Below are 23,919 nucleotides of genomic sequence, written 5' to 3'. Positions count from 1 at the left end.
CACGTTGGATCATTATTTCTGCACGTCGCCTTTATTTATCGTCCGGTTGGAAACATTCGGTACGGATTACCGGCCGCTTCTATTATAATAGAAGCATATAGCGAGGAAGGGAGGTCCAGGGTATGAAAATCAACGTGGAAATCGATGAGGCGCTGGAACGAATGGAAGTTCTGATCCGGGCGAAAGAATGGAATGAGGAAGTGACTCTGCTTATGGAACGGTTACAAGAGAAAAGACGCTCTTATTTCAGTGGAATGAATGACGATACACGTCACATATTCAAACCTGAAGAGATTCTGTACCTCTATACAGAGAATAAGACGGTGATGGCTCGTACCGAAGACGGGAGATATCGAATGAAAGAGCGACTGTACGAGCTTGAAAAAGAACTGGCTGCGGATCACTTCGTAAGACTTTCGAAATCAGCGATAGCAAATCTCGACGCTCTGCAAAAATTTGAAGCTTCTTTCAATGGTACCCTGTGCGTTTATTTTAAAAACGGGGAGAAGGAGTACGTATCCCGGAAATACGTGTCCCAAATCAGGAATAAACTCGAAGGGAAAGGATGAAGAAAATGGGGAAGAAATTGATTTTCCAAAGCTTTGTCGGTATCTGTTTTGGAGCGCTTATCGCCGTATTGATGTATACCGGATTCTACGCAGCAGGCGCAGAATCCTTTGACGCCGCGCTATTTTTCAAAAATTCGGCGGCATCTATTTTCTGCGGCTGGTTTTTCAGTGTAGGGGCCCTGATATTTACATTTGAACATTGGACACTCAGGAAACGGACAATCGTACACTTCTTTATCGTCACTTCTCTCTATTTCATTCTTGGTATCGGTATCGGCTGGTTCCCGCTTACTTTCGCAGGGCTGCTGTTCGGGATTCTGCTTTTTCTGACCGGATACATTCTAATCTGGACGGGTTGCTATCTGTACTTTTATTTCCAGGCGAAAAAACTGAATGATTCCCTTAACGCGTAAAGATCGGCCGGGAGCCGGTCTTATTTTTTCAGGTAACGTCTCCAGCTTATTCTATACCCGGTATTTGTGGTATTCTTTTACTATAACACCCGTTTGGAAGGGTGAATAAGAAGGGGATGATGAACGATGGAAGACCTCTACTCTTCTACACTCGGAACGCTTGAACGAACGTTCATGCCATATGGTTCCGAATACCAGCACTATATTGATTTCCAGACTTTCAGAGATATGAAGCAGGTCGCTAAAGGGAAAAGACCTGTATATATTGACCTTGATATTGAAGAAATAGCTGAAATGAAAACGAGATACATCGTTGATTTGTCCTGGAAAGGAGTCTACATGACAGTAACGGTTCCACTGTCTTCCATGTTCCAGGCGACCGTTGAGATGTACGGTAAACCGCCGAGGCTTCTTATTGCCAGGCTGGAGAGAATAAACGGCCGGGAGGAAGATACACTGGTTCCTACTTCATTGAAAGAAGAGTTCACGCGCAAAAAAGGGCTCGGAGAAACGCTCGGGGATTTTGCGACGAAACTTTTTTTGTTCCTTGACTCTTATCTGGAACACAACGTGACCGGGATACGTGAAGAAGGCCCTCCTGATAATCCGGTGAGCGAACAGGCGGCGGAGATATTCGAAGGGTGGGTGTTTCCTTTCGCTGAAAGTGATCCGGAGCTGCAGGCAGACTGGAGAAGCTTAAAAAAACGTACGCAGAAGCAGTTTGAACGGATCGATAAACTCGATATAGAGGATCAGCACGCGCTGGAAACGATGATTCTTAAAGATGTTCCTGTTTTCTTGGATTCTTTTTCCAGTCTGTCGCCTGAAAATAAACAGAAGAAAAAAGAGGAACTGAAGGAAACGATGGAGGACTTACGAAAGTTCATCGAAAGGCTGGAAGCGAAAGAAGAAGAAACTTATACAAAGAATTTTGCAAGAAGCAAAGGTATCATCACCACGAAATATAAAGACTCCGGACAGGAGATGTTTTCATCCGGAGAAGAAGATCCGTACTGAAAATCGAAACCCTTCCCCTCGTCGCTGCGTATTACAGATAGACGTCCGCTTTTGCCGTACAAGTCAACAAGGCATACGGTTTTATCGATACCTTATAAGGAGAGATGCGACATGAGTAAGGAGTTTGAAAATAAAAGTATAGAAGCAGAAATGGATGAGCAGGATCTGAAGGAAGCGAAGACGCTGATTAAACAGGAAGATATGGAACGTTTGAACCGGGAAGCCGAATCCTACGCCGGTCAGTTCGACAAAGCCGAAGACGGTTCGGTTTCGGAGGTGTTGAAGGAGCTCGGTGATCTCGGTGAGAAAGAACAGCGGGTGGCCGGAGAAACGATGGATTCCCTCAAAAGACCGGTGAACGATCTCATGAATAAAAGTAACAATGACATCCCGCGGACGCTGAATGAATTGAAGAACGTAGTTTCCGATCTGGATCCGAAACAGACGGAAGGGAATGCAGTGACCAAATTTTTTTACAAAATGAGCAACAAAAAACCGATCGAGCGCTACATGAAGAAATACGAAACCGTGGACGGACGTATTGAAACGATCGTCCGCAGTTTACTTGCCGGTAAGGACCGACTGGAAGAGGACAGTGTGGAGCTCGGCTTAATTAAGGAAAGTGCACGGGAGCGTATATACGAGCTGGAAAAGCAGATCTATCTCGGAAAGAAACTGTTCCAGCTTCTGAAGGAAAAAGAAGGAACCGGAGAACACGACGATGCACTGATTGAAGAGGGAAAAGAGAAAATTATCACACGGACGAGAAATATGACGCAGATGAAAAGCGTACTCATTCAAAGTATTTCATCTGTGGACATCATTAAAAGAAACAATGAAAAACTGAAAGAATCTATTCGGAATGCGGTAACGCTCACCAAAAATATTATTACCGTCTCCGCTACGATTCAGCTGGCGCTCAATAACCAGAAAGAAGTAATCGATACGGTGAATGGTGTGAATAAAGCGACGGAAGAGATGCTGTTATCCAACTCCAGGAATTTACGGGATAACACGAAAGAAGCGACTTCCATGATGGAAAATCCTGCCATCAGCATTGAAGCGCTTCAGGAATCTTTCGATAATGTGTTTGAAGCTCTGGAGACGACCGAACAGTCGTCGGAGCGAATCATCGCTTCCAGTGAACAGTTTATTGAAGAAATGGACCAGCTGAACGCCAACGTTCGAAAAAAGCTGGCAGGATCCGGGGAAGCCGGGCAAAGAACGCTTCGTGACTGAAGCGTTCTTTTTATGTGCCATTCCTCATAGTGCGACAGGGAGGAGGGGAACGGAACTGCAATTCCCGGCAGGTCTTCATCTGGACACAAACCTGTTGCCGGTAACCCAGAAACGCCAGGGGAAGTCTCTGGCTTCCTCTGAATTATCGATACCGATGCGGGGACCGGTGGAAATGTGTTCAGGAGTGAAACCCTTAGCAATGTACAACGGGGGTTCCCCGTAAGGATGCCCGTAGTCGTTTTTCACGATACCGAGCGCTTTCGTAAGTTTGCCGGGGCCGCTCGTAAGTTCCTTTTCCTTTTTATCCCCGCGTCTTTTGTACATAAGATCTATCCCCCGGACAGGTTCGACGGCACGTATGAGAATCGCTTCCGGTTCTCCCTGTTCTCCCGCCACCACGTTTACAAGACAGTGGGTGTGCATAACGTATGTGTAGGCATGTCCGGCTTCTCCGAACATCACTTCCGTACGTTTGGTACGTTTATAGTTGTAGCTGTGGGCCGCCTTGTCCACAGCTCCGATATATACTTCGGTCTCTACGATATAACCGGAAGCTGTTCCTTCTTCCGTCTCTTTGATCAGCTCACAGCCGAGCAGGTTCTGCGCAAGTGTAAGGGCCGGCTGCTGAAAAAATGAAGCAGGCATTAGTTCCATGTTAATTCACCTCGAAAGTAATGATACCATACCTGAACAGACTGAAACGTAAGGAGAGCTCATCCCTTGAGCCCGGGTATGATAGAATATTGAAATACAGTTTCTGCATGGAAGGGAAAGGGGTGGAAATCAGTGATTATTAAACCTTGCAACAGAGTCGAGGTTCCTATGGAACTCCTGCTGGAAGCAGATCCGATGAAAGATCACGTCATCGACTACATAAACCGGGGAGACGTGTTTGTCGCAGAGGAAGCCGGGGAAGTCATCGGTGTTATGGTTCTCCTCCCGACCCGGCCGGGTACACTGGAAGTGGTGAATATAGCTGTTTCAGGTTCTTACCGGGGCAAAGGAGTAGGATCCCGGCTTTTACAGTTTGCTGCTGAGGCTGCTGAAGGGTATGAAAATATGGAAACTGGAACGGGGAACTCAAGCATCGGCCAGCTGTTGTTTTATCAGCGCAACGGATTTCGTATTGATCACGTAGATAAAGACTTTTTCATAAAACAGTACGAGGATGATATATGGGAAAACGGCATACAGTGCCGTGATATGATACGATTGGTGAAGACGATTGAATGAAGATTGAAAGAGGGATACCATGCTGAAAATATTCGATTATGTAATACTGCCGCTTATTATTGTCGGCATAGCCGTGCTGGTCGTTGATTTGCCTTTCGTCCCTGCAGTAATTGGTGCTTACATCGGGATATGTATTGCGATTGTTCTGAGAAGAAGACGGGAGAACAAGGAAGGCCGGACGAATGGATGAACAGAAGTTGATCCAGCAGCATCTGGCGAATGAACGTACATACCTGGCCTGGATCCGTACGGCGATTGCCCTGGTCGGTATCGGATTTCTGGCCACGACTCTGCACATAAATGCAGGTCCCGGGGAAGGGGAAACGGAAGAGACACTTGTGCTGACCGTCAGTATCGGTGCTCTCGCACTTGGGATATTGACTATCGTCGGCTCTACTGTCAATTACTATACCATCCGGAAGAATATCAATGAGAGCCGTTTCCGTTCCTCAAGTTGGCTCATCGGGTTCATGACGAGTATAGCCGTACTGCTGGTGCTTCTCGTAGGCGTATATATTTTCGCTGTCAATTAAGGGGAGGAGTAAAAATGGAATTTACTTCTATCAACGTGAAAAAGGAAAGAGACACGGTACTCCGGTTCAGGAGAGAAGTTTTTCAGGAAAGTTTTGGCAGTTCGGATTCTATGAACGAAGAAGATTATCTGGACTGGTTACAGAAGAAGGCGGAAGAATTTCCCGACGGTATGAAACTTGTGAAGAAAAAAGGGGAGCCGATCGGCCAACTGGAACTGTCGGTCCGGGAGTTCAAGGGGCGGATCATCGGTTACGTTCATCTGTTTTACCTTGAGAAAGAATGGCGGGACCTCGGCTTTGGCTTAAATTTGTATAATTACGCCATGAAATTTTTTCGTGAAAAAGATATCACTGAATTTCACCTGCGTGTCGCTCCTGAGAACAGGAGAGCGATAGCTTTTTATAAAAAATTAGGGATGAAAGAGGCAGGAGAAGAATTGAATGGGAAAGTAATAAGAATGACCGGGAGTGTTAATACATGGAACTTGTAGAACTGACGACGAAACAGGATATTACCAAGGCTTTCGCTGTAGTGAATGAATTACGTACGAACCTCGATCTGAACAAGTATTCGGAACTTGTGACGGAAGCGATGGAACGGGATAATTACCATATGTTCGGTATGATGGAGGAAGAGGAAATCGTTGCAGTCGCAGGATTCAAACCGGCTGTAAGCCTTTACTATGGACGACTCGTATGGATTGAAGACCTTGTAGTTACAAATGAAAAACGGAATTACGGGTACGGGGAAATGATGCTTCACTTCGTTGAGCAATGGGCCGCTCAGAATAAATATGATCACGTAGCTCTATCTTCAGGAATGTCTCAGTCGCATGCCCACAAGTTTTATGAAGAAAAGATGGACTATGAGAAGACCGGGTATGTTTTTCTGAAAAAGAATGTATGACAGGGGAGGTTCAAAATATGAAAGGTGAAAGAATCGTTGAACTGCTGGAGACGGATTACCCGATTATACAGGCAGGAATGGCCGGAGGAGTGACGACACCCGAGCTGGTGGCTGCTGTCTCTGAAGCCGGCGGGTTCGGTACGATAGGAGCCGGCTATATGGAGGCGGAAGCGATGAAGGATTCAATCCGGGAAGTGAAAAAACATACGGAAAAACCTTTTGGCGTTAATTTGTTTGTCCCTGGCCATCCTTCTTCAAGCCTCGAAGAAGAAGAGAAAGCTATGCGTGCCCTTCATCCTTTCAGAGAAGAACTTGGGATGGAGGCGGCCGTGAACCCTGATATTCCGTATGTTTTCGGTGAACAGATAGAAGGGATTCTGGCAGAAAAGGTACCTGTAGTCAGCTTCACTTTCGGTATTCCGCCGGAAGAGGTGATCCGTTCCCTGAAGCAGTCCGGCATAAAAGTGATGGGCACTGCCACGACAGTGGAAGAAGCGGTGCTCAACGAAGAAGCGGGGATGGATGCAATCGTCGCCCAGGGAGCAGAAGCCGGAGGCCACCGGGGGACGTTCCACGTTTCATTCGAAAAAGGAATGATCGGCCTGATGTCGCTTATTCCGCAGATCACCGACCATGTATCCATTCCGGTTATAGCGGCCGGAGGTATTATGGATAAAAGGGGGATAGCCGCGGCAGTTGCTCTTGGAGCGGAAGGTGTTCAACTTGGCACGGCCTTCGTGACGAGTAAGGAAAGTGGTGCGAAACGCGTACACAAAGGTGCTATCCTTGAAGCGACAGAAGCTGACACTGTCGTGACCGATGTGTTCAGCGGGAAGCCGGCCCGCGGGATTGAGAACCGGTTCATCCGCGAAATGGACGGCCGGACGATTCTTGAATATCCCCTTCAGAACACGTTGACAAAACCGATCCGTAAGGAAGCCGGACGGCTGCAGAAGACGGAGTTTATGTCTCTATGGTCGGGGCAGAGTCCAAGACTCTCCGAGGATAGTGCTGCAGCTGACATTATCCGGAAGTTGTCAGAGTACTGGAAAGAGAGCTTATAGAAGAGAACATTGAAAGCAGCTGCAGGGGACCCGCCTCTGCAGCTGCTTTTAATATATAGACTCCTCGGGAACCTTCAAAGAAACGATGATTTTTTTATTGACTTCTTTTTTTTGTGACCCTAAAATCTATTAAGTGTTATTAAGAAACCCGAGAGATCGGAGGGATAGTAAGTGAAACATCGTTTCAGAAATCTTATTGTATTATTCACGGCATCAGTCGTTTTGGCTTTTGCGTTTAACTTCTTCCTGCTGCCGCATGAAGTTCTATCGGGCGGCGTAACCGGGCTGGCTATGATATTCGGCCTGCTGACCCCGTTAAGTTCAGGAATCTGGCTCATCGTATTCAACATACCGGTTCTGATCATCGGCTGGATGAAACTCGGAAAAGAGTTCATCGCCAACAGTGTGTTTTCCGTGGCAGTAACGTCGGTGGCCATGCTCTATGTGCCGGTGCTTCAAGTAACAGAGGATGCGCTTTTGTCTTCCGTATTCGGGGGAGTCATCGTCGGCGCATGTATCGGTATCATTATCCGTTTTTATGGATCCACCGGAGGGTTTGACGTTATCGGATTGGTTCTTACCTTGAAACGTGATCTGCCTCTTGGCGTTCTTGTGTTCGGTCTGAATAGTCTCGTCGTGTTCGCTTCCGGGTTTTTCTTTACCTGGGAACTCGCACTTTACACACTGGCTTCCATTTACATTACCGGAATCGTAGTGGATCGTATCCACACTCGTCACATTAAACTTAGTCTTATGGTGGTAACAGATCAGGATCAGAAGCTCCGTGGTGAACTGATTGGAAATCTTATACGCGGCATTACGGTGATGAACGCTCAAGGGGGATATTCCAACGAGGAACGGAAGGTTCTGTACACGGTGATTTCCCGCTACGAGCTGGCACTTGTCAAGTCCATCATTCAGGACGTTGATCCGCGGGCTTTCGTGAGCGTGACGGAAACCGTAGAAGTGCTCGGTAACTTCCGACGCTCATAAGTTTTGTTAATCGTCTCTTCATGCAGAGGAGGCGATTTTTTTGCATAAAAAGAGCGACTTTCTTCAGTAAATGAAAAAAGCGCTCTTCCTGGAGGTTCACTGTTTTATAGAAGTCCATGAATTATTTAACAACAATCACAGGACATTGAATATACTTCACTAACTTATGGCTGACGCTGCCGAGAATCAACGTCTGGAATTTATTCCGTCCCCGGCTTCCGACGAGCACACAGTCGTAGTCGCCTTCGTTCGCATATTCAATCAGCGTCTCGGCGGGTTGACCGTGCAAAATCGTAATGTCTGCTGCAAGCCCCTTTGCCTCGATATATTCGATGGTGGACTGGAATTTTTCTTTCCGTTTCAGGGAAGCGGTGTCGGAATCCCCATATTTCAATACGTCTTTTTTAGACTGATCACCATCTACAGCGTAAACAACTTCAATATGAACTTTATCTTTGTAGGGATCCACCATTTTCAAGGCTTCGTCGATCGCTCGATGTGAATGTTCGGATCCGTCGGATGCTAAAAGTATTTTTGTGTACATAACAGAACTCCCTTACGGTTTATTAGGAGGAGCTTTTGGAAACTCCCCCTACTTTTTCAAGTAAACGTCTGCTTTCTGCGTTAATTCCGACAAACGTAACGTCGATACCTTTTTGGTCAAACTTGGCTTCTACACTATCCAGGGCTCCGATCGCTGAATCATCCCACAGGTGAGATTCGCTTAAATCAATGATCACTTCTTTTACAGAAGGGATTTCATTAAATTCGATAGATTCCTGGAATTCGGTAACAGAGGCGAAGAACAGTTGCCCCTGTACATAGTATATACGTTTTTGTGCTTCGTTCATATACAAGGATAAAACACGGACCCTGGAGATTTTAACCGCAAAGAAAATCATGCTCAGTACAACCCCGGCCAGCACACCGTAAGCAAGGTTGTGAGTCACAACGACAGTCACCACCGTAATGACCATAACTGCTGCGTCGGAAAGCGGGGTCTTATGGATGTTACGTACAGAACCCCAGTCGAAAGTTCCGATGGATACCATGATCATGACTCCGGCAAGGGCAGCCATCGGGATCTGTACGACGACGTTTCCGAGGACTACGATGAGAAACATAAGAAAAACCCCGGCTACCAGAGTAGACAAACGTCCGCGTCCCCCGGACTTGACGTTGATGACGGACTGACCGATCATAGCGCAGCCCGCCATACCGCCGAAACATCCGGCCACGACGTTGGCTATTCCCTGGCCGCGGCTCTCTTTATTTTTATCACTTTCCGTGTCGGTGAAATCATCGACGATCGAGGCTGTCAGTAATGATTCAAGCAATCCGACAATCGTCAGTGCCATAGCATACGGAAATATAATCGCCAACGTTTCGAAATTGAGCGGTATATCGGGAAGTGCGAAAATAGGAAGAGTTTGCGTAAGTTCTCCCATACTCCCGACATTCCTCACGTCAATCCCCATCGTTACGACGATGACACTCATAACTATAATAGCGACGAGCGTGGAGGGGATTGTCTTATTAATCAGAGGGAAGAGGTAGATGATGGCAAGTGTAGCTCCGACAAGAACGTAAACAATCCAGCCTTCCCCTTCGAAATGCTGGAGCTGTGAGGTGAAAATAAGAATAGCCAGTGCATTTACGAAGCCGACCATAACTGATTTTGGTATGAATTTCATAAAACGGGCCAGCTTAAATACCCCGAGAATAATCTGCAGAACCCCCGTTAAAATGGTGGTGGCCAGTAAGTACTCGAGCCCGTGTTCCGCCACGAGCGTTACCATTAGCAGAGCCATCGCCCCTGTAGCGGCGGAAATCATCCCGGGCCTTCCCCCGACGAATGCAATGACTACCGCAATACAGAAGGAAGCGTAGAGACCGACCATGGGGTCGACTCCTGCTATAATTGAAAAGGCGATTGCTTCAGGAATGAGAGCCAAAGCTACTACAATACCTGACAGAATGTCGCCGCGAACGTTTCCGAACCATTCCTGTTTCAAAGTTGATGAAAACATGGGTACCCTCTTTCTTTTATAAGTTTATGTTAATTCATTAATGATAGTAATGAATATGGAACCATTGATTTAAAATGATTTATAATGGACTATAATAGAGTATAATATAAACGGCTGAATTGCAATGAAAATTTAAGGGAGCGGGGGTTGTAATATATACCGTATTACCGTATTTTGATTGTGAAACAGGAGTGAAACGCGTACACTTACAATAGCAGAATAGAAATGAAGGGCGGTTGCTGATGGATAACGAACGTGAAATTATGACGGTGGCTCAGGTTGCGGAGTATCTGCAGATCAGTGAAGTGACCACGTATAAACTGGTGCAGGACGGACGGATTCCCGGGTTCAAAATCGGGAGGCACTGGAGAGTGAGGAAAGAAGATCTCAGGGAGCACATAGCTAAGCTGGCACACGGAGAACATCTGTAAAAAAACGTACAACAAACTGCCGGATATATAAAAGAAGAGGAGCGGACTTAATCCTGCTCCTCTTCTTCATGAAACCATAAAGGATCTTCAATATCCGCTTCCCCGTTATAGTTGATGAAAATTTCTTCATCCGGCTGTATATCACGGTAAGCATAGAAATCAAAAGAATGGTTGTCGAAATTTATTTCATAAATGGCGTTCGGCTCATAAGAATGATTGAACATCATACCGTAACCGAGCAAAAAGGCGGTGTGATTTTCTCCATACTCAAAAGCGTAGTCGGCCAGATACGTTTTTTCAATATGCTTATGCTGTTCGTTCGGGTAGGGAAGCACCGGTGCCCGGTGGAAGCGGGTTCCTTTACTGATCATTTGAGAGGCGAACACCCCTTTGTTGAATTCATCTTCGACGTCTGTAATTTGAGAAGTACGTACTTCTATCAATCCATCACCTGCTTTTCTTTGATAATTGATTCAGTATGGCAGGGTTCAGTGATAAAAGCAACCGTAAGTCGATACTCGGACTTACTCTGTTTCAATGGGGACATGTACAAAATCGCTTTATGTGCAAAGGTCTCCAGGGTTAACCGGAGCTGTAGGTGAAGAAATGAAAGTCAGCAGGGAATATACAGGTACGTATTATAATACTTCCTGATATTCTTCCGAACGGGCAATCACTTCTTTCACTAACACTTCCATTGCATCCAGACAATTATCGTACAGTTCATTCTTTTCCCCGAACACGGATAATTCCGTACAGGCCAGAATGATTACGTCACTGCCTGCAGCAATCAATTCCTGATAGGCACGGTCAAATTTCGATCTGTCACCCGGCAGACCTTTTTTTATTTCATCATAAATAAGAGACATGACATCTTCCTGTCCTGCTTCGGACGGAGCCACGAGTTCTACACCCATCTCCTCGCATTCTTTTCGATAAATTCCTGTCCGTATCGTTCCGGTAGTTGCCATGATGCCAATTTTTTTAACGTCATCAAAATTACTTACTGCGGAAGCGACGCTTTCTTTCGGCATATGAATAATCGGGACGGAGGTCTCTTCCTGAATGATGTTATAAAAATAGTGGGTCGTGTTACAGGGGATGGCAATGTTCTGAACGTTTATCTTCTCCAGCAATTGAATATCCTGAACAATCCTGTTGATAAATTCCTCGTCGTCCCCCGTCAGAATAGCTTCTGTCCGGTCCGGCAGACTTGCATGATTTAAAATGACGGTGTCAATGTGATCCTGATCCTTTTTTACTTCCGTATGAGCGACAACTTCCTTGAAGAAATAACTTGTCGCCTCAGAGCCCATGCCGCCTATTACGCCTAGTTTATATTCCATATTGAACTCCTCTTTGCTGATTATTGATAATACTTTTGATGCGTCAAAAAGACTGAGATCATCTGCTTCTAAAGTAAAAGAACGTTTGGACTGATGGAAGACAATATTTACTTCTTCATCTCCCTGTACGTATTTAAAAGCAGATTCTTCAGTACGTTATGGTTGATTATACATTATATCAAAATTCGCAGATACAAAGTATAGAAAACTATTTTTCGTGAAGGACAGGTGCTTCTCTCTCCGTAACGATAACTTCATGTAAAGATAACAGGTATAAGCGGCTTTTTACAAATTTTATCGATGGGCGCCACTTTCAGTGAATAATCTTTGATAGTCCGGCTTTATTACTGCTTGAAGTTTTGTCGAATTTTCTGATGCAATTTCAAGTCTGAAAAAAATTTTTATTTATGGTAAAGTAAAATCATTCAGTTTTCCCGGCTGGATTTCAAAAGTGTACGAAATTCTCTCTGATACAAGTGTATGCCGGTAATTCGGACTGTGTCACAATCAATAGTCAGGAAAATAAACGAATGGATAAAGGAGTTATGATTATGTCTGGAAATCAATTCGGTGTCATCGGTCTTGCCGTTATGGGTAAGAATTTAGCTATGAATGTTGAAAGTCGCGGCTACTCCGTTTCGGTATTTAATCGTACTTTCGAGAAAACGGAAGAGTTTGTAAATAACGAAGTGAAAGGCAGAAACTTCACAGGAACAGAGACAGTGGAAGAGTTCGTTGCTTCGCTGGAGAAGCCCCGGAAAATTATGCTTATGGTAAAAGCGGGACCGGCGACGGACGCAACCATCCAGTCGTTACTTCCTCACCTTGATAAAGGAGACGTACTTATCGATGGAGGAAACACTCTTTATGAGGAAACGATGCGTCGTAATGAAGAACTTGCCGAATCCGGTATTCATTTCATCGGTACCGGAGTCTCCGGTGGAGAAGAAGGAGCCCTGAAAGGACCTTCAATTATGCCGGGCGGCCAGAAAGAAGCATATGAACTTGTACGGCCGATTTTTGAAGACATCTCCGCGAAAGTGAATGGCGACCCATGTACGACATATATTGGTCCGGACGGTGCCGGTCATTTCGTTAAAATGGTGCACAATGGTATTGAATACGGGGATATGCAGCTTATCTCCGAAGCGTATCATCTGTTGAAGGACGTTGCAGGAATGGACGATACCGAGCTGCATGAGACATTTAAGAAATGGAATGAAGGCGAACTTGATTCCTACCTTATGGAAATTACAGCCGATATTTTCACGAAGAAAGACGAGGAGACAGGTAAACCGATGGTAGACGTAATTCTGGATTCTGCCGGACAGAAAGGTACCGGAAAATGGACGAGCAAAAATGCTCTGGACCTTGGAGTGCCGCTTCCTTTAATTACAGAAGCCGTCTTTGCCCGCTTCATTTCTTCTCTGAAAGAGGAAAGAGTGGCTGCGAGTAAAGTTTTCTCCGGACCGGAAATTTCCTTTGAGGAAGACAGAGAGGAGCTTATCGAAGCGATCCGCAAGGCTTTGTATATGAGTAAAATCTGCTCCTACGCACAAGGGTTTGCTCAAATGAGAAAAGCAAGTGACGAAAACGGCTGGGATTTGAAGTATGGTGATATCGCTATGATCTGGAGAGGTGGATGCATTATTCGCGCAGGCTTCCTCCAGAAGATAAAAGAAGCTTATGATCGTGATCCGGATCTTGATAATCTGTTGCTCGATGATTATTTCAGGAACATCGTTGAAAGTTATCAGGATGCCCTTCGTACAGTCGTCAGCATTGCTGTGAAATATGGTATTCCAGTGCCGACTCTTCAAAGCGCGATCGCCTACTACGACAGTTATCGTACGGCCGATTTACCTGCGAACCTCATTCAGGCGCAGCGTGACTATTTCGGAGCTCATACGTATAAGCGTAAAGACAAAGAAGGAACGTTCCATACCGAATGGTTGAAGTAATATAATTCACCCCGGCCTGCCGCGAGGAGACGAAGCTCCTATGACGGGCCGGGGGTTTTTCGAGCAGGACAATGATAAGCAGATGGTGGTGGGAAACATGAAGGAACAGTTAGTCATCGGACTCGATATAGGAACGACAAGCGCCAAAGCAGTTCTATTCCGGACGGATGGAAGTGTTGTAAAAGAAGTGGAAGAAGAACTGGAAACGATGTATCTTTCCGGGAAAAGAGCAGAACAGGATCCGGCGGAAGTGGACCGGAAAACCCGTAAAGCTTTGGCCGCTCTTATGGAGGGGGTAGAACAGACACGTATCATTTCAGGTGGTTTTTCAGCGGCCATGCACTCGTTAATTTTCGTAGATGGAGACGGGGAGGCTATTTCAAACGCTTCTATCTGGTCTGATGCCGGAAGTCTTGAAAGTATGGGTTCTATTCCCATGAAGGAAGAAATATATGCACGTACCGGCACGCCGATACACCCGATGACCCCTCTTGTGAAATTACATCATCATAAAAAGAGGCGTACGGATATGTTCAGGAGAGCTGAGGGAGTCGTTTCCCTGAAAGAATACATTATTCATAACTGGTTCGGTGATGACCTCATTGATTACTCGATGGCTTCGGCCACCGGTATGTATAACCTGAAAGAAGGTAAATGGGATGAAAAGGCCCTTGAAGTAGCGGGCATCTCCGAACGTATGCTGAACCGTGTTTCTTCTCCCCGGACCCGATTATCTCCTTTTAAAGCGGGAGTGGCGGAGGAAATAGGCATCTCTGAGACTATTCCCTTCTATTTGGGGGCCTGCGACGGACAGCTTGCAAATCTTGGGGACGGAGCTATCAGACCCGGAGAGGCTGCAATTTCTGCAGGAACGAGTGGAGCCATCCGACAGTTCGCGCATAGCCCTTACGTAGATGACAGCCGGGAGACTTTCACATATGCTTTTGAAAAAGATTCATTTATTATAGGTGGCCCGACGAACAATGGAGGGATTGTATTACAGTGGCTGAAGAATGTTATGAATTTCGACGGTTCTCCTGATGAATTTACGGAACTGGCAGAAGAAATAGCTCCGGGAGCAGAAGGTGTGCTGTTCATTCCTCACGTAAACGGGGAAAGGGCGCCTGTCTGGGATCCCGAGGCTACCGGCAGTTTTCATCATCTCGGGATGAGGCACGGGCAGGCTCACTTTGTAAGGGCATGCCTCGAGGGGATAGCTTTCAATTTATACCACATAGGTCACTCGGTGGAGCGTATATCCGGCAGACCGGAAAAAATCAGGATGAATGGCGGGCTTGCCAAATCACGGGTCTTCGTAAAGATTCTTGCCGATGTGTTCGGTCAGGATATAGAGCTCTCCATCACTCATCACAGTGCAGCCTGGGGCGCCGCCTGGGTTTCCCTCTTCGGCTCCGGAAAAGTGGGCTCCTATGAAGAGATACGTGAGTACACCCCCGTCGGTGAAATCATACGTTTCAATGAGGAAAATCATCGTACGTACCAGGAGGTTTTCAAAAAATACCGGCAGTTAACCGGAGAATAACCAGGGCGGAGATTCCGTCCTGATTTTTTTAATTAGGATATGTTAGAATAAACAGAAATGAATGACAAAGTCTATGGCTGGTTTTGCAGATTGTATCATTCAGTTTTTAAATTAGGAGGGACAACTATGGCGTTTGTCATCACGAGCCCGTGTATGAATGAAAAGTCGGGGGAATGTGTCGATGTATGCCCGGTGGACTGCATTGAAGAAGGAGAAGATCAATTTTACATAAATCCGAATACGTGTATCGACTGCGGCATGTGTGTCATGCAGTGCCCGGTAGCAGCAATTGTGGAAGAATTCGATCTTACTCCGGAAGATGAGCAGTTCTTACAAAAAGCAGAACAATTTTTTGAAAAACGATAGGAGGAGATAGGTGTGTCCATTAAAATCGAAAAAGCCGAGAGTATGAAACAGAAACCGGAATCGAAGGAAATCCCGTTCGGCCAGGTGTTTACGGATCACATGTTCGTGATGGATTATGAAGAAGGGAAAGGCTGGTATGACCCCCGCGTTATTCCTTATGCGCCGATCACTCTGGATCCTGCAGCGATGATTTTCCATTACGGCCAGACGGTTTTCGAAGGTATGAAAGCGTACCGTACCAAAGACGGAGAGACTCTCATGTTCCGTCCGGACAAAAATATGGAACGTCTCAACAAATCAAACCGGCGCATGAGCATACCTGAAATTGATGAAGAACGGGTGCTCGAATACGTGAAACAACTCGTGGAAGTAGATAAAGAATGGGTACCGGAGTTTGAAGGAACTTCACTTTACATACGGCCGTTTATAATTTCGACCGAGGCGAATCTTGCAGTAGCTCCGTCGCAATCGTATAAGCTTATGATCATTCTTTCGCCGGTAGGCCCTTATTTTGCAGGTGGAATGAAGCCGGTCCGGATTAAGGTGGAAGACGAGTTCACCAGAGCGGTCAAAGGCGGCACCGGTGCTGCAAAAACAGCAGGAAACTATTCGGCTGCATATCGGGCTCAGGCCAACGCCAAAAAAGAAGGGCATGCAGACGTTCTTTGGCTCGATGGTGTAGAAAAGCGCTATATCGAAGAAGTGGGAAGTATGAACATTTTCTTCAAGATAGACGGGAAAGTCATTACCCCTGCTCTCAGTGGCAGCATTCTCGAAGGGGTGACGAGGATGTCCGTGCTGGAATTGTTGAAGGACTGGGATATTCCGGTAGAAGAAAGAAAGATTTCCATTGCTGAACTGTATCAGTATTACGAGGAAGGAAAACTTGAAGAGGCTTTCGGGGCCGGTACAGCAGCGGTTATTTCTCCGGTGGGACGACTCGACTGGCTCGGGAATACGATGACGATCAACGGCGAAGAGGTCGGTCCACTGGCGAAACGTCTGTACGACGAAATAACCGGGATCCAGCTTGGTGTCAGAGAAGATACGAAAGGCTGGAGTGTAAAAATATAAGCGGTAATAAAAATAACGCGCCCGGACTTGAGCCGGCGCGTTATTTCTGTTTAATCAACTGTCTGATTTTCTGAATGTAGACTGCGGCGAGATAACCTAAACACAAAATGAATAGGATCCCTATGGCCAGCCAGACGAAATTAAGTATGTTGGGCAGAAAAGTTGCGATCAGAGCGAAAAGTACTATGGAAATAAGGAAAACTGCAATAAAGCGGATCAGCATGAATTCGACCTCCTATATATTTCTGAAACCTTCCTGTTCGAGGAAATCGCTGGCCTCTTCATAGGAACGGAAAGACCCTTCAAGACGTTCTCCGCCATAAACGTTGTAGCCGTCGTCTTCCTTGAGAAGAACGAGCAGCTCACCGGATCTGTTTTCCCATTCTTCCAGAAGGGGATGACGCTCGGCTTCGGTCATGGACAGGGAGTCGATAGCTTCTCGGACAATTTCTTTCAATGCTTCTTCCGAGAAATCGCGGATATTCACCATACCCCGGTCGTCCGTTTCTTTGTCGTCCAGTAAGCCGGCATAGACGAACCCGTTTCCGTTAGGGTGAAGGTGATATACGACATTTTTTTTATCATATAGACTTTCTTCATAGTGGTAATTGAGTCGTCCCAGTGAGATTTCATTTTTCTTCAATTCTTCAAATTGATCGAGTATTGCCTGTTTTTCATCAAAGGATAACATTAAAATCACTCCATTCCGTACGCATTATAGCACATTTACTCCGGTTTCTCTACGACATAAAAAGTAATAGTAGATTGAAACATAACGACTTCCGTCGCATGCGGTCTTTCGAAATTAGCGGGAGGTTGCCCTTGAAGAGCAGAATGCGTATTATAAGAAAAGGTATGCTCTTAAGGGAAGGGGGAGAAACAGTGAAAAAATCGATGACTTACTGGTGGGAACGACTTCTGGCAGTTGACCCGGGTAAGAAGCGGTTGAGGCAGGCAGGGAAAGCAATATTAAGTCTGATGACTTCGGTTTTTATCGTTATGATTATTCTTACGCTTACAGGCAAAGATCCGCTATTGCCTTCAATAGTGGCAGGAATGCTCGGTATGATGGGAATAATGGTAGTGATGGACGATACGGAGAAGGATAAAAAGAGAACCACGTTATTACTTCCGGTAGCCGGGATCACCGGCCTCACTTCAGGCTCGTTACTGGCAGGGGATGTTTTCTTCGTAAGTACTCTGATGATACTGGTGACAGCCGGGGCTTTCTATTTTTCCCGCTTCGGGACGCGCTATTTTTCCCTCGGGATGGTAGGGTTTCTGACTACTTACATATCTTCGTTCCTCGGTCTTTCCTATGAGGAGTTCCCCTGGTTTTATATGGCTATACTTTTAGGCGCTGCCAGCGCTTTTACTTACAATTTCATACTTTTCAAAGACTCCCCCCGGCTTATCGCTTACAGTATGAGTTCTTTCCACAGGCAGGCGAATTTGACTTTTGACCTTCTGGAGGAAGTGATACAGGATGAACATCTGCTGGAGGGGAGAAAGGCGATACTGGAAGCGAACGCAAGAAAACTGAGAATATACGCAAGCAGTGTTGCGACAGATATAAAAGAAAAAGAAATCCAGGAGATTTGGCCGGGTCTGCGTGCCGCTCAGGTCAGGCTTTATCTGTTTGATGCAGCTATGCTTGTGACCACTCTCTCCGACAGTCTTCAGCGACTTAAAATGGATAAAGCCTTCGAGAATCGAGTGTTGCAGAAGCTGCTGGTTGATGTGCTGGATCATCTCCGGAAAGCGGAAGTGCTCAGATATTCGTATGACTTAAATGATTTGGAGCGCGCCGAGAAAACATTACGGGAACTCCGGGACGTCATTAACGACCTGTTTGACAGCCAGGAAGCCAAAGCGGGGGGCTGGCTTTACCTGCTCCGCCGTATCGAAGCTATTGCTACACACGTGACCGAAGGCGCCATGGACATCAGAAGATCCATGCATCGCAACCGGAAAGTGGAAGAAATAAAAGAAGAAGAGCAGGAGGATGAGCCTGAAGAGGGGATGAAACCCTCGACGAAAAAAGCCGTTCAGGCACTCATTGCAGGTTCTATTGCAATTATAGCCGGTCACCTTATTTCTCCGGTGCAGCCCTACTGGATCATACTGACGACGTTCATCATCCAGATTGGAACGGATACGGTGGGACGGGCGTATCGCAAAGGAGTGGAACGTTCTGTCGGGACGGTGATCGGGGCGATAATAGGTTTCGGCCTTGCCACGATGGTATCTGATTATGCGATAGTGGAGCTGCTACTTATTTTCACCGTGATTTTCTGTGCTTTTTATATGCTTACAGTGTCTTATACCATCATGAGTGTATTCATTACTATGCTTATCGCTTTCATGTACGATCTTATCCTTGGCGGTATCACGTATGAACTGCTGGCAGCCAGGGTGATCGATACAATCGCAGGAGCTGTGATTGCCCTCAGTGTAGTCGCTGTCATTTTTCCGACTAAGACGATGAATAAGATTACGGACACGTTTGAAGAATATCTGGAGGAACTGGAAGCATATCTTACGGAATATTTGAAAGGGTTCAGTGATCAGGGGGTGAAAGACCTTGCCGAAAAAGCCTTTATTCTCGATGAGAAGCTGCATTTACTGGAGGAAGAGGCGAAACCTTTACTTCAGGGCCCTGGTGCGCGAAGGTATTCGGGGCTGCCCGGATGGCTTACGATTTTCACTGCCGTCAACTATTATGCAAAACAGCTTGTCGCTTCAAGTTACCAGAAAGATTTTCGTTACGGTATAGTAGTGGAGGATAACCTGGAGCTTACTGAAGAATATCTGACCTATAACATCCGGTCTCTGAGGGAAAGTTTGAAAGAAAATAAAAAGGCAGGGAAACTTTATGATCTGAAAAACGAACGGGAACTCATTGAAAGCAATGCCCCGGCCGTGTCGAAGACGGATGGGGATCTCATTCATCATCTTCACTACATTTGGAAAATCAATAAATCTTTGCTCATTCTCGGAGAAAGACTCCATTTTAAGGAAAAAGAATCCCGCAACGACGTATTGTAGTCGCTGCGGGATTTTAGTGTTTTATGCGCTGGTCCGTGCCAGGGTTATGCTTTTATTTCTGCATAGGGCGGACCATCACTTCGTTGACGTCCACATAGTCCGGCTGAGTGACAGCATAGGTGACGGCTTTGGCTATATCTTCAGCTTTCAGTGTCTTCGAGCTTGCCCCTTTGAACATATCGAAAACATCCCCGTCGGTTATATGGTCGGTAAGCTCTGTATCCACCGCTCCCGGAGATATATTCGTTACGCGCACGCCAGTTCTCGACAGTTCTTTTTCCATTCCCATGGAAAGAGCCCGCACCGCGTATTTTGTAGCACTGTAAACGGCACTCGACGGGAAGACTTCGTGACCTGCGACGGAAGAAATGTTGATGATATGACCGGATTCCTGCTCCACCATTGTAGGTAGTACAGCGTGAACGCCGAACAGAACCCCTTTGATGTTCACGTCCACCATCTGTTCCCATTCATCCACGTGATCATTCTTAAGGAAAGAAAGAAGCATGACTCCGGCATTATTGATGAATATATCCACGGAATCAAATTCGCTTTTCGTTTCACTTACGAGATTTTCCAGGTCTTCTTTTTTCGTTACGTCGGTTTCTACGACTTTCACGCCTGTGTTATGTTCGTTTTTCACTTCATCAGCCAGTTCCTGCAGGCGATCGGAGCGCCGGGCGGCGAGTACAACGTTTGCTCCATGACCGGCAAGATGGTGAGCGACGGCTTTTCCGATACCGCTGCTGGCTCCGGTGATTATAGCTGTTTTATTCTGTAAATTTTCCATGTTGAATATACCTCCTCGGTTCGTTCATCTTAATCAATTTGAAGATAATAAAGTTTACCCGTTTGGCCCTCCTGTTAATCACCCGGCCCGATTTTATGGAAAATATAAAAACCCCCGGTCTTGTAAGCCGGGGGCATATAATGAACGGTAATATTCAATCTTCCAGTACAGGATATACACCGTTTTCGTCATGTGTTTCCTGTCCGGTGATCGGCGGGTTGAATACGCACACCATGCGCATATCTTCTCCATCGTAAGCACGGAGTAAATGTTCGTCATTTTCATCAAGGATGTAGATCTCATCTTTTTTTACAGGGTGGATTTTCCCGTCTTTCACTGTTTCGACTTCGCCTTCACCCTGAATGCAGTAGACGGCTTCAAGGTGATTCTGGTACCAGATGTGAGTTTCCGTACCAGCCTTAATTATAGTGTCATGTACGGAGTAGCCCATCCCGTCTTTTTTCAATACGAGACGGCGGGACTCCCACGTATCGGCTTTTACATCCTGCTCTGTATCTTTGATATCTTCAAGTTTTATTACTTTCATAACTGTATGTCCTCCTTTATCAGTTTGTTACCGGTGTATGTTTCGATGCGGCTGCTTTTACTGACTCCTCAATGATGGAGAAGCCGCGCTCAAGGGTTGCATCGTCTATATTAATGGCAGGGAATAACTTGAACACTTCGTCATCCGCCCCTGCTGTTTCCATAATCAGTCCACGAGAGAAAGCCTCCCCCGCAACTTCGTCAGCTATGCCTTCCACTCCACAGGAAATCCCCTGCATGAGTCCGCGTCCTTTAACATACCCGTCGAGTTCACGGTAATCTTTTACAATCCGATTCAGAAACTCAGTAACTTTCTCGACTTTTTTATGGATAGCTTTTTCGAATTCAGGGTTTTCCCAATACTTCAATGCTTCCGTAGCTGTAACGAACGCGTGGTTGTTACCGCGGAATGTACCGTTATGCTCTCCAGGAGCCCAGATGTCATATTCGGGTTTGATTAAAGTGATGGCAAATGGAGAACCATAGCCGCCGATGGACTTGGACATGCAAACGATGTCCGGCTTGATACCGGCCGGTTCAAAGCTGAAGAAAGTACCTGTACGTCCTACCCCTGCCTGAACATCGTCGATGATCAGAAGGATTTCAAATCGGCTGCACAATTCTTCAAGACGTTTCAGCCATTTGTTGGATGCCCAGTTGAGTCCACCTTCTCCCTGAACAGTTTCAAGAATGACTGCAGCCGGCACTTCTACACCGCTGCCTCCGTCCTCAAGATAGTGTTCAAGATAATCGAGGGAATCGGTAGTATCATCCATGTATCGGTCATACGGCATAGTCACTGCGTTATGAAGAGGTATACCGGCACCTTTACGTTTGAAAGCATTGCCTGTTACGGAAAGGGAGCCGATAGTCATACCGTGGAAGCCGTTGGTGAAAGTGATGACTTCCGTGCGTCCGGTAACTTTCCGGGCCAGTTTCAGGGCACTTTCCACTGTGTTTGTGCCGGTCGGTCCGGGGAACATCACTTTATACTCGAGGTTCCGTGGTTTCAGAATGCTCTCGTTCAAAGTGGTGAGGAAATCCTGTTTCGGTGGTGTCGCTTTATCGAGACTGTGGGTGATTCCGTCACTTGAAATATATTCTATCAGTTTCTGTTTCATGTTCGGATCGTTGTGACCGTAGTTAAGGGCTCCGGCACCACAGAAAAAGTCCACATATTCTTTACCGTTTTTGTCCCACATAAGGGAACCTTTCGCTTTTGTAAAAATGGTCGGGAAACTGCGGCAATACGAACGTACTTCCGACTCGAGCTCTTCAAATACTTTCAGATCTTTTTCCATTGATAATTCCTCCTCAGGTTATTGTTTGTCCAACGGACCGATACGATACGTAAGTTCTTCTTCATGATCGTCGCCGGGGAATAAATCTTTATCGAAACAGGGGTTTACAGTGCAGGTTACGTTATTTTTGTCGGCAAACCCTTTGAACAGGGCTTTCGATGCTTTATTGGTAGGGGTGACGGTAGCTTCGAGATAGCGCACGTCATCCGAGATGGTGCGGTTCGTAAGTTCTCTCAATAGTCCGGTAGCGATACCTTTACCTCGCTGATTTTCACCGATACCAATCTGCCATACAAAAATAACGTCCGGTTTTTCCGGAGGGACAAATGCAGTTACAAAGCCGACGAGTTCGCCGTTTTCTTTGGCTGTAACGCACGTTTCCTGGAAAAATTCACACATCATTATATATTTGTAAGGAGAGTTTTGATCGAGGGTTGATTCATTGACTAGCTTCCACATAGCTGCACCATCTTCGACAACCGGTTTGTCGTAAACGATCTCAGCCGTTTTAGCAGCTGTTTTCATCAGAATAATCGTCCTCCTTCAAGTAATGTTTCACTTTTTTATTTGTGCTCTGTTAAGAACACGCTTACAATGTTAGATAGTTTTCAGAAATATATCAACTCAGTTTATTCATGATGAGAAGGAATAAATCTTTAAAGCTTTACGTTCTTATGTATAAATTATCGGGAAGATTTTATTTGCTTACGATTAGTACGAAATACAGCGTGATCCTTGAAAAAAGCGGTTTGCATTTTATGTAAGCACGTGTTAAATGTGTGCAGGAAGGGGATACAAGTAAGAAGAATCTGAAAAGGGGATGAGTGGAATGGGATTTATTGATAATCTGATGGGGAATGCGTCGGAAGTTGATCTGGATAAACTGGAGAGTGAAATGGAGGATATTCTCACAGAGGGAGAAGAAGTGGATAGTGGATACAATGTCTTCCGCGATCTGTTCCTGTTTACGAACAAACGCCTCATTCTAGTGGATAAACAGGGGATGACCGGAAAAAAAGTGGAGTACCATTCCATACCTTACAGAAGCATCACACACTTCAGTGTGGAAACAGCCGGTACGTTCGATATGGAATCGGAACTCCGTATATGGTTGAGCGGTACGCCGGAGCCTGTGATGAAACAGTTCAAAAAAGGCAATAATATTGCCGAGGTCCACAGAGCACTTGCGAGTTATACCCTGTAACAGGTGAATACCCGGCACTGAACATCATTGATTCATCCGCAGCAACATGCTTTGTGCGGGTGGATTTTTTTATTAGAAATTCTGCGGATCCGGGTTCAAGTTCTTCCATGACTGCCGGTGTTTTTAAGATAAAAAAGAAAAAAAGAAAAAACGCTTTACCGCTTTAAATCAATTGTGACGCGGATGTAAGCGGTTACTATTATTTTGATAATTTTAATTGTTCAGAAAAATTGTGCATTTGTTATTGACCTTTGTCATGAAGAGTATTAGAGTAATCATCAATAAACATTTCGCTCTCGTCGGAGCGGGGC

At 45.8% G+C, this 23,919-nt stretch carries 29 protein-coding genes; 18 read left to right on the top strand and 11 right to left on the bottom strand.

The features are described from left to right. Positions 1–122 precede the first annotated feature (122 nt). From BLU03_RS01740 to BLU03_RS01725, 4 genes are all read left to right on the top strand, one after another. Positions 123–569, top strand: coding sequence for a LytTR family DNA-binding domain-containing protein (locus BLU03_RS01740; protein ID WP_076569465.1), 447 nt, complete (start codon positions 123–125; stop codon positions 567–569). A gap of 5 nt (positions 570–574) precedes the next feature. Continuing rightward, positions 575–982, top strand: coding sequence for a DUF3021 domain-containing protein (locus tag BLU03_RS01735; RefSeq protein ID WP_093105109.1), 408 nt, complete (start codon positions 575–577; stop codon positions 980–982). Positions 983–1,108: 126 nt separating this feature from the next. Beyond that, positions 1,109–1,999: a hypothetical protein gene (locus BLU03_RS01730; RefSeq protein ID WP_093105106.1), complete on the top strand. Its 891-nt coding sequence runs from the start codon at positions 1,109–1,111 to the stop codon at positions 1,997–1,999. 111 nt (positions 2,000–2,110) lie between these two features. Beyond that, on the top strand, positions 2,111–3,238 hold the full coding sequence (locus tag BLU03_RS01725) for a toxic anion resistance protein (protein ID WP_084193823.1): 1,128 nt from the start codon (positions 2,111–2,113) through the stop codon (positions 3,236–3,238). Positions 3,239–3,313: 75 nt separating this feature from the next. On the opposite strand, the gene BLU03_RS01720 is transcribed toward BLU03_RS01725, so the two are convergent. Further along, on the bottom strand, positions 3,314–3,892 hold the full coding sequence (locus BLU03_RS01720) for a DNA-3-methyladenine glycosylase (RefSeq protein WP_076569472.1): 579 nt from the start codon (positions 3,890–3,892) through the stop codon (positions 3,314–3,316). Positions 3,893–4,024: 132 nt separating this feature from the next. Between BLU03_RS01720 and BLU03_RS01715 the strand changes: the two genes are divergently transcribed. From BLU03_RS01715 to BLU03_RS01690, 7 genes are all read left to right on the top strand, one after another. Further along, positions 4,025–4,471, top strand: coding sequence for a GNAT family N-acetyltransferase (locus BLU03_RS01715; RefSeq protein WP_008589485.1), 447 nt, complete (start codon positions 4,025–4,027; stop codon positions 4,469–4,471). A gap of 19 nt (positions 4,472–4,490) precedes the next feature. Next, positions 4,491–4,661 (top strand): hypothetical protein, encoded by a 171-nt coding sequence (locus BLU03_RS13555; RefSeq protein ID WP_176765376.1) that lies wholly within the window; start codon positions 4,491–4,493, stop codon positions 4,659–4,661. After that, positions 4,654–5,004: a YidH family protein gene (locus BLU03_RS01710; RefSeq protein ID WP_076569476.1), complete on the top strand. Its 351-nt coding sequence runs from the start codon at positions 4,654–4,656 to the stop codon at positions 5,002–5,004. The genes BLU03_RS13555 and BLU03_RS01710 overlap by 8 nt, the downstream gene beginning before the upstream one ends. Before the next feature lie 14 nt (positions 5,005–5,018). Continuing rightward, positions 5,019–5,495 carry a GNAT family N-acetyltransferase gene (locus BLU03_RS01705; RefSeq protein WP_093105103.1) on the top strand — a complete coding sequence of 159 codons (477 nt, stop codon included), beginning with the start codon at positions 5,019–5,021 and terminating at the stop codon, positions 5,493–5,495. After that, positions 5,483–5,911 (top strand): GNAT family N-acetyltransferase, encoded by a 429-nt coding sequence (locus tag BLU03_RS01700; RefSeq protein ID WP_093105100.1) that lies wholly within the window; start codon positions 5,483–5,485, stop codon positions 5,909–5,911. The genes BLU03_RS01705 and BLU03_RS01700 overlap by 13 nt, the downstream gene beginning before the upstream one ends. A 17-nt stretch (positions 5,912–5,928) precedes the next feature. Then, a complete protein-coding gene (locus BLU03_RS01695) occupies positions 5,929–6,975 on the top strand; it encodes an NAD(P)H-dependent flavin oxidoreductase (RefSeq protein WP_093105097.1) in 1,047 nt (348 codons plus the stop codon). 171 nt (positions 6,976–7,146) lie between these two features. Continuing rightward, positions 7,147–7,968: a YitT family protein gene (locus tag BLU03_RS01690; RefSeq protein WP_076569486.1), complete on the top strand. Its 822-nt coding sequence runs from the start codon at positions 7,147–7,149 to the stop codon at positions 7,966–7,968. Positions 7,969–8,089: 121 nt separating this feature from the next. Here the strand turns inward: BLU03_RS01690 and BLU03_RS01685 are convergent, their stop codons facing one another. Further along, the gene (locus BLU03_RS01685) at positions 8,090–8,512 is read right to left on the bottom strand and encodes a universal stress protein (RefSeq protein ID WP_093105094.1); all 423 of its coding nucleotides are present in this window, start codon (positions 8,510–8,512) and stop codon (positions 8,090–8,092) included. Between the two features lie 22 nt (positions 8,513–8,534). Continuing rightward, a complete protein-coding gene (locus BLU03_RS01680) occupies positions 8,535–9,998 on the bottom strand; it encodes a SulP family inorganic anion transporter (protein WP_093105091.1) in 1,464 nt (487 codons plus the stop codon). Between the two features lie 242 nt (positions 9,999–10,240). Here BLU03_RS01680 and BLU03_RS01675 point away from each other — a divergent pair, with 242 nt between their 5' ends. Then, complete coding sequence (locus BLU03_RS01675; protein ID WP_076569493.1) at positions 10,241–10,429, top strand: helix-turn-helix domain-containing protein; 189 nt, start codon at positions 10,241–10,243, stop codon at positions 10,427–10,429. 47 nt (positions 10,430–10,476) lie between these two features. On the opposite strand, the gene BLU03_RS01670 is transcribed toward BLU03_RS01675, so the two are convergent. Continuing rightward, positions 10,477–10,872 carry an SET domain-containing protein gene (locus BLU03_RS01670; protein WP_008589502.1) on the bottom strand — a complete coding sequence of 132 codons (396 nt, stop codon included), beginning with the start codon at positions 10,870–10,872 and terminating at the stop codon, positions 10,477–10,479. Positions 10,873–11,067: 195 nt separating this feature from the next. After that, positions 11,068–11,775 carry a cysteate racemase gene (gene cuyB, locus BLU03_RS01665; RefSeq protein ID WP_008589505.1) on the bottom strand — a complete coding sequence of 236 codons (708 nt, stop codon included), beginning with the start codon at positions 11,773–11,775 and terminating at the stop codon, positions 11,068–11,070. 551 nt (positions 11,776–12,326) lie between these two features. On the opposite strand from cuyB, the gene gndA reads away from it, so the two are divergent. The 4 genes from gndA to BLU03_RS01645 all read left to right on the top strand — a co-directional run bounded on the left by gndA (position 12,327) and on the right by BLU03_RS01645 (position 16,719). Continuing rightward, positions 12,327–13,736: an NADP-dependent phosphogluconate dehydrogenase gene (gndA, locus tag BLU03_RS01660; protein WP_093105596.1), complete on the top strand. Its 1,410-nt coding sequence runs from the start codon at positions 12,327–12,329 to the stop codon at positions 13,734–13,736. Between the two features lie 97 nt (positions 13,737–13,833). After that, positions 13,834–15,279 (top strand): gluconokinase, encoded by a 1,446-nt coding sequence (locus BLU03_RS01655; protein WP_245698665.1) that lies wholly within the window; start codon positions 13,834–13,836, stop codon positions 15,277–15,279. 126 nt (positions 15,280–15,405) lie between these two features. Further along, positions 15,406–15,645, top strand: coding sequence for an indolepyruvate ferredoxin oxidoreductase subunit alpha (locus BLU03_RS01650; protein ID WP_008589510.1), 240 nt, complete (start codon positions 15,406–15,408; stop codon positions 15,643–15,645). A gap of 12 nt (positions 15,646–15,657) precedes the next feature. Continuing rightward, positions 15,658–16,719 carry a branched-chain amino acid aminotransferase gene (locus tag BLU03_RS01645; protein ID WP_076569495.1) on the top strand — a complete coding sequence of 354 codons (1,062 nt, stop codon included), beginning with the start codon at positions 15,658–15,660 and terminating at the stop codon, positions 16,717–16,719. A gap of 40 nt (positions 16,720–16,759) precedes the next feature. Here the strand turns inward: BLU03_RS01645 and BLU03_RS01640 are convergent, their stop codons facing one another. Both BLU03_RS01640 and BLU03_RS01635 read right to left on the bottom strand, forming a co-directional pair. After that, the gene (locus tag BLU03_RS01640; RefSeq protein WP_076569497.1) at positions 16,760–16,942 is read right to left on the bottom strand and encodes a hypothetical protein; all 183 of its coding nucleotides are present in this window, start codon (positions 16,940–16,942) and stop codon (positions 16,760–16,762) included. A 12-nt stretch (positions 16,943–16,954) separates the two neighbouring features. Next, the gene (locus BLU03_RS01635) at positions 16,955–17,410 is read right to left on the bottom strand and encodes a hypothetical protein (protein ID WP_008589516.1); all 456 of its coding nucleotides are present in this window, start codon (positions 17,408–17,410) and stop codon (positions 16,955–16,957) included. Positions 17,411–17,601: 191 nt separating this feature from the next. Here BLU03_RS01635 and BLU03_RS01630 point away from each other — a divergent pair, with 191 nt between their 5' ends. Then, entirely contained in the window at positions 17,602–19,767 is a 2,166-nt protein-coding gene (locus BLU03_RS01630; RefSeq protein ID WP_245698663.1) for an FUSC family protein, read from the top strand. Positions 19,768–19,819: 52 nt separating this feature from the next. Here the strand turns inward: BLU03_RS01630 and BLU03_RS01625 are convergent, their stop codons facing one another. The 4 genes from BLU03_RS01625 to ectA form a co-directional block, all read right to left on the bottom strand. Then, the gene (locus BLU03_RS01625) at positions 19,820–20,557 is read right to left on the bottom strand and encodes an SDR family oxidoreductase (RefSeq protein ID WP_008589521.1); all 738 of its coding nucleotides are present in this window, start codon (positions 20,555–20,557) and stop codon (positions 19,820–19,822) included. 154 nt (positions 20,558–20,711) lie between these two features. Further along, positions 20,712–21,104 (bottom strand): ectoine synthase, encoded by a 393-nt coding sequence (locus BLU03_RS01620; protein WP_076569499.1) that lies wholly within the window; start codon positions 21,102–21,104, stop codon positions 20,712–20,714. Positions 21,105–21,123: 19 nt separating this feature from the next. Beyond that, positions 21,124–22,404 carry a diaminobutyrate--2-oxoglutarate transaminase gene (gene ectB / locus BLU03_RS01615; RefSeq protein ID WP_076569501.1) on the bottom strand — a complete coding sequence of 427 codons (1,281 nt, stop codon included), beginning with the start codon at positions 22,402–22,404 and terminating at the stop codon, positions 21,124–21,126. Positions 22,405–22,422: 18 nt separating this feature from the next. Further along, on the bottom strand, positions 22,423–22,929 hold the full coding sequence (ectA, locus tag BLU03_RS01610; protein WP_076569503.1) for a diaminobutyrate acetyltransferase: 507 nt from the start codon (positions 22,927–22,929) through the stop codon (positions 22,423–22,425). A 304-nt stretch (positions 22,930–23,233) separates the two neighbouring features. On the opposite strand from ectA, the gene BLU03_RS01605 reads away from it, so the two are divergent. After that, positions 23,234–23,608, top strand: coding sequence for a PH domain-containing protein (locus BLU03_RS01605; RefSeq protein WP_008589530.1), 375 nt, complete (start codon positions 23,234–23,236; stop codon positions 23,606–23,608). The last annotated feature ends 311 nt before the right edge of the window (positions 23,609–23,919 follow it).

Origin of the sequence: Salimicrobium album (assembly GCF_900107115.1) — a bacterium.
GTDB classification, from domain to species: domain Bacteria; phylum Bacillota; class Bacilli; order Bacillales; family Halobacillaceae; genus Salimicrobium; species Salimicrobium album.
This window is presented reverse-complemented; position numbering and strand designations above follow the sequence as displayed.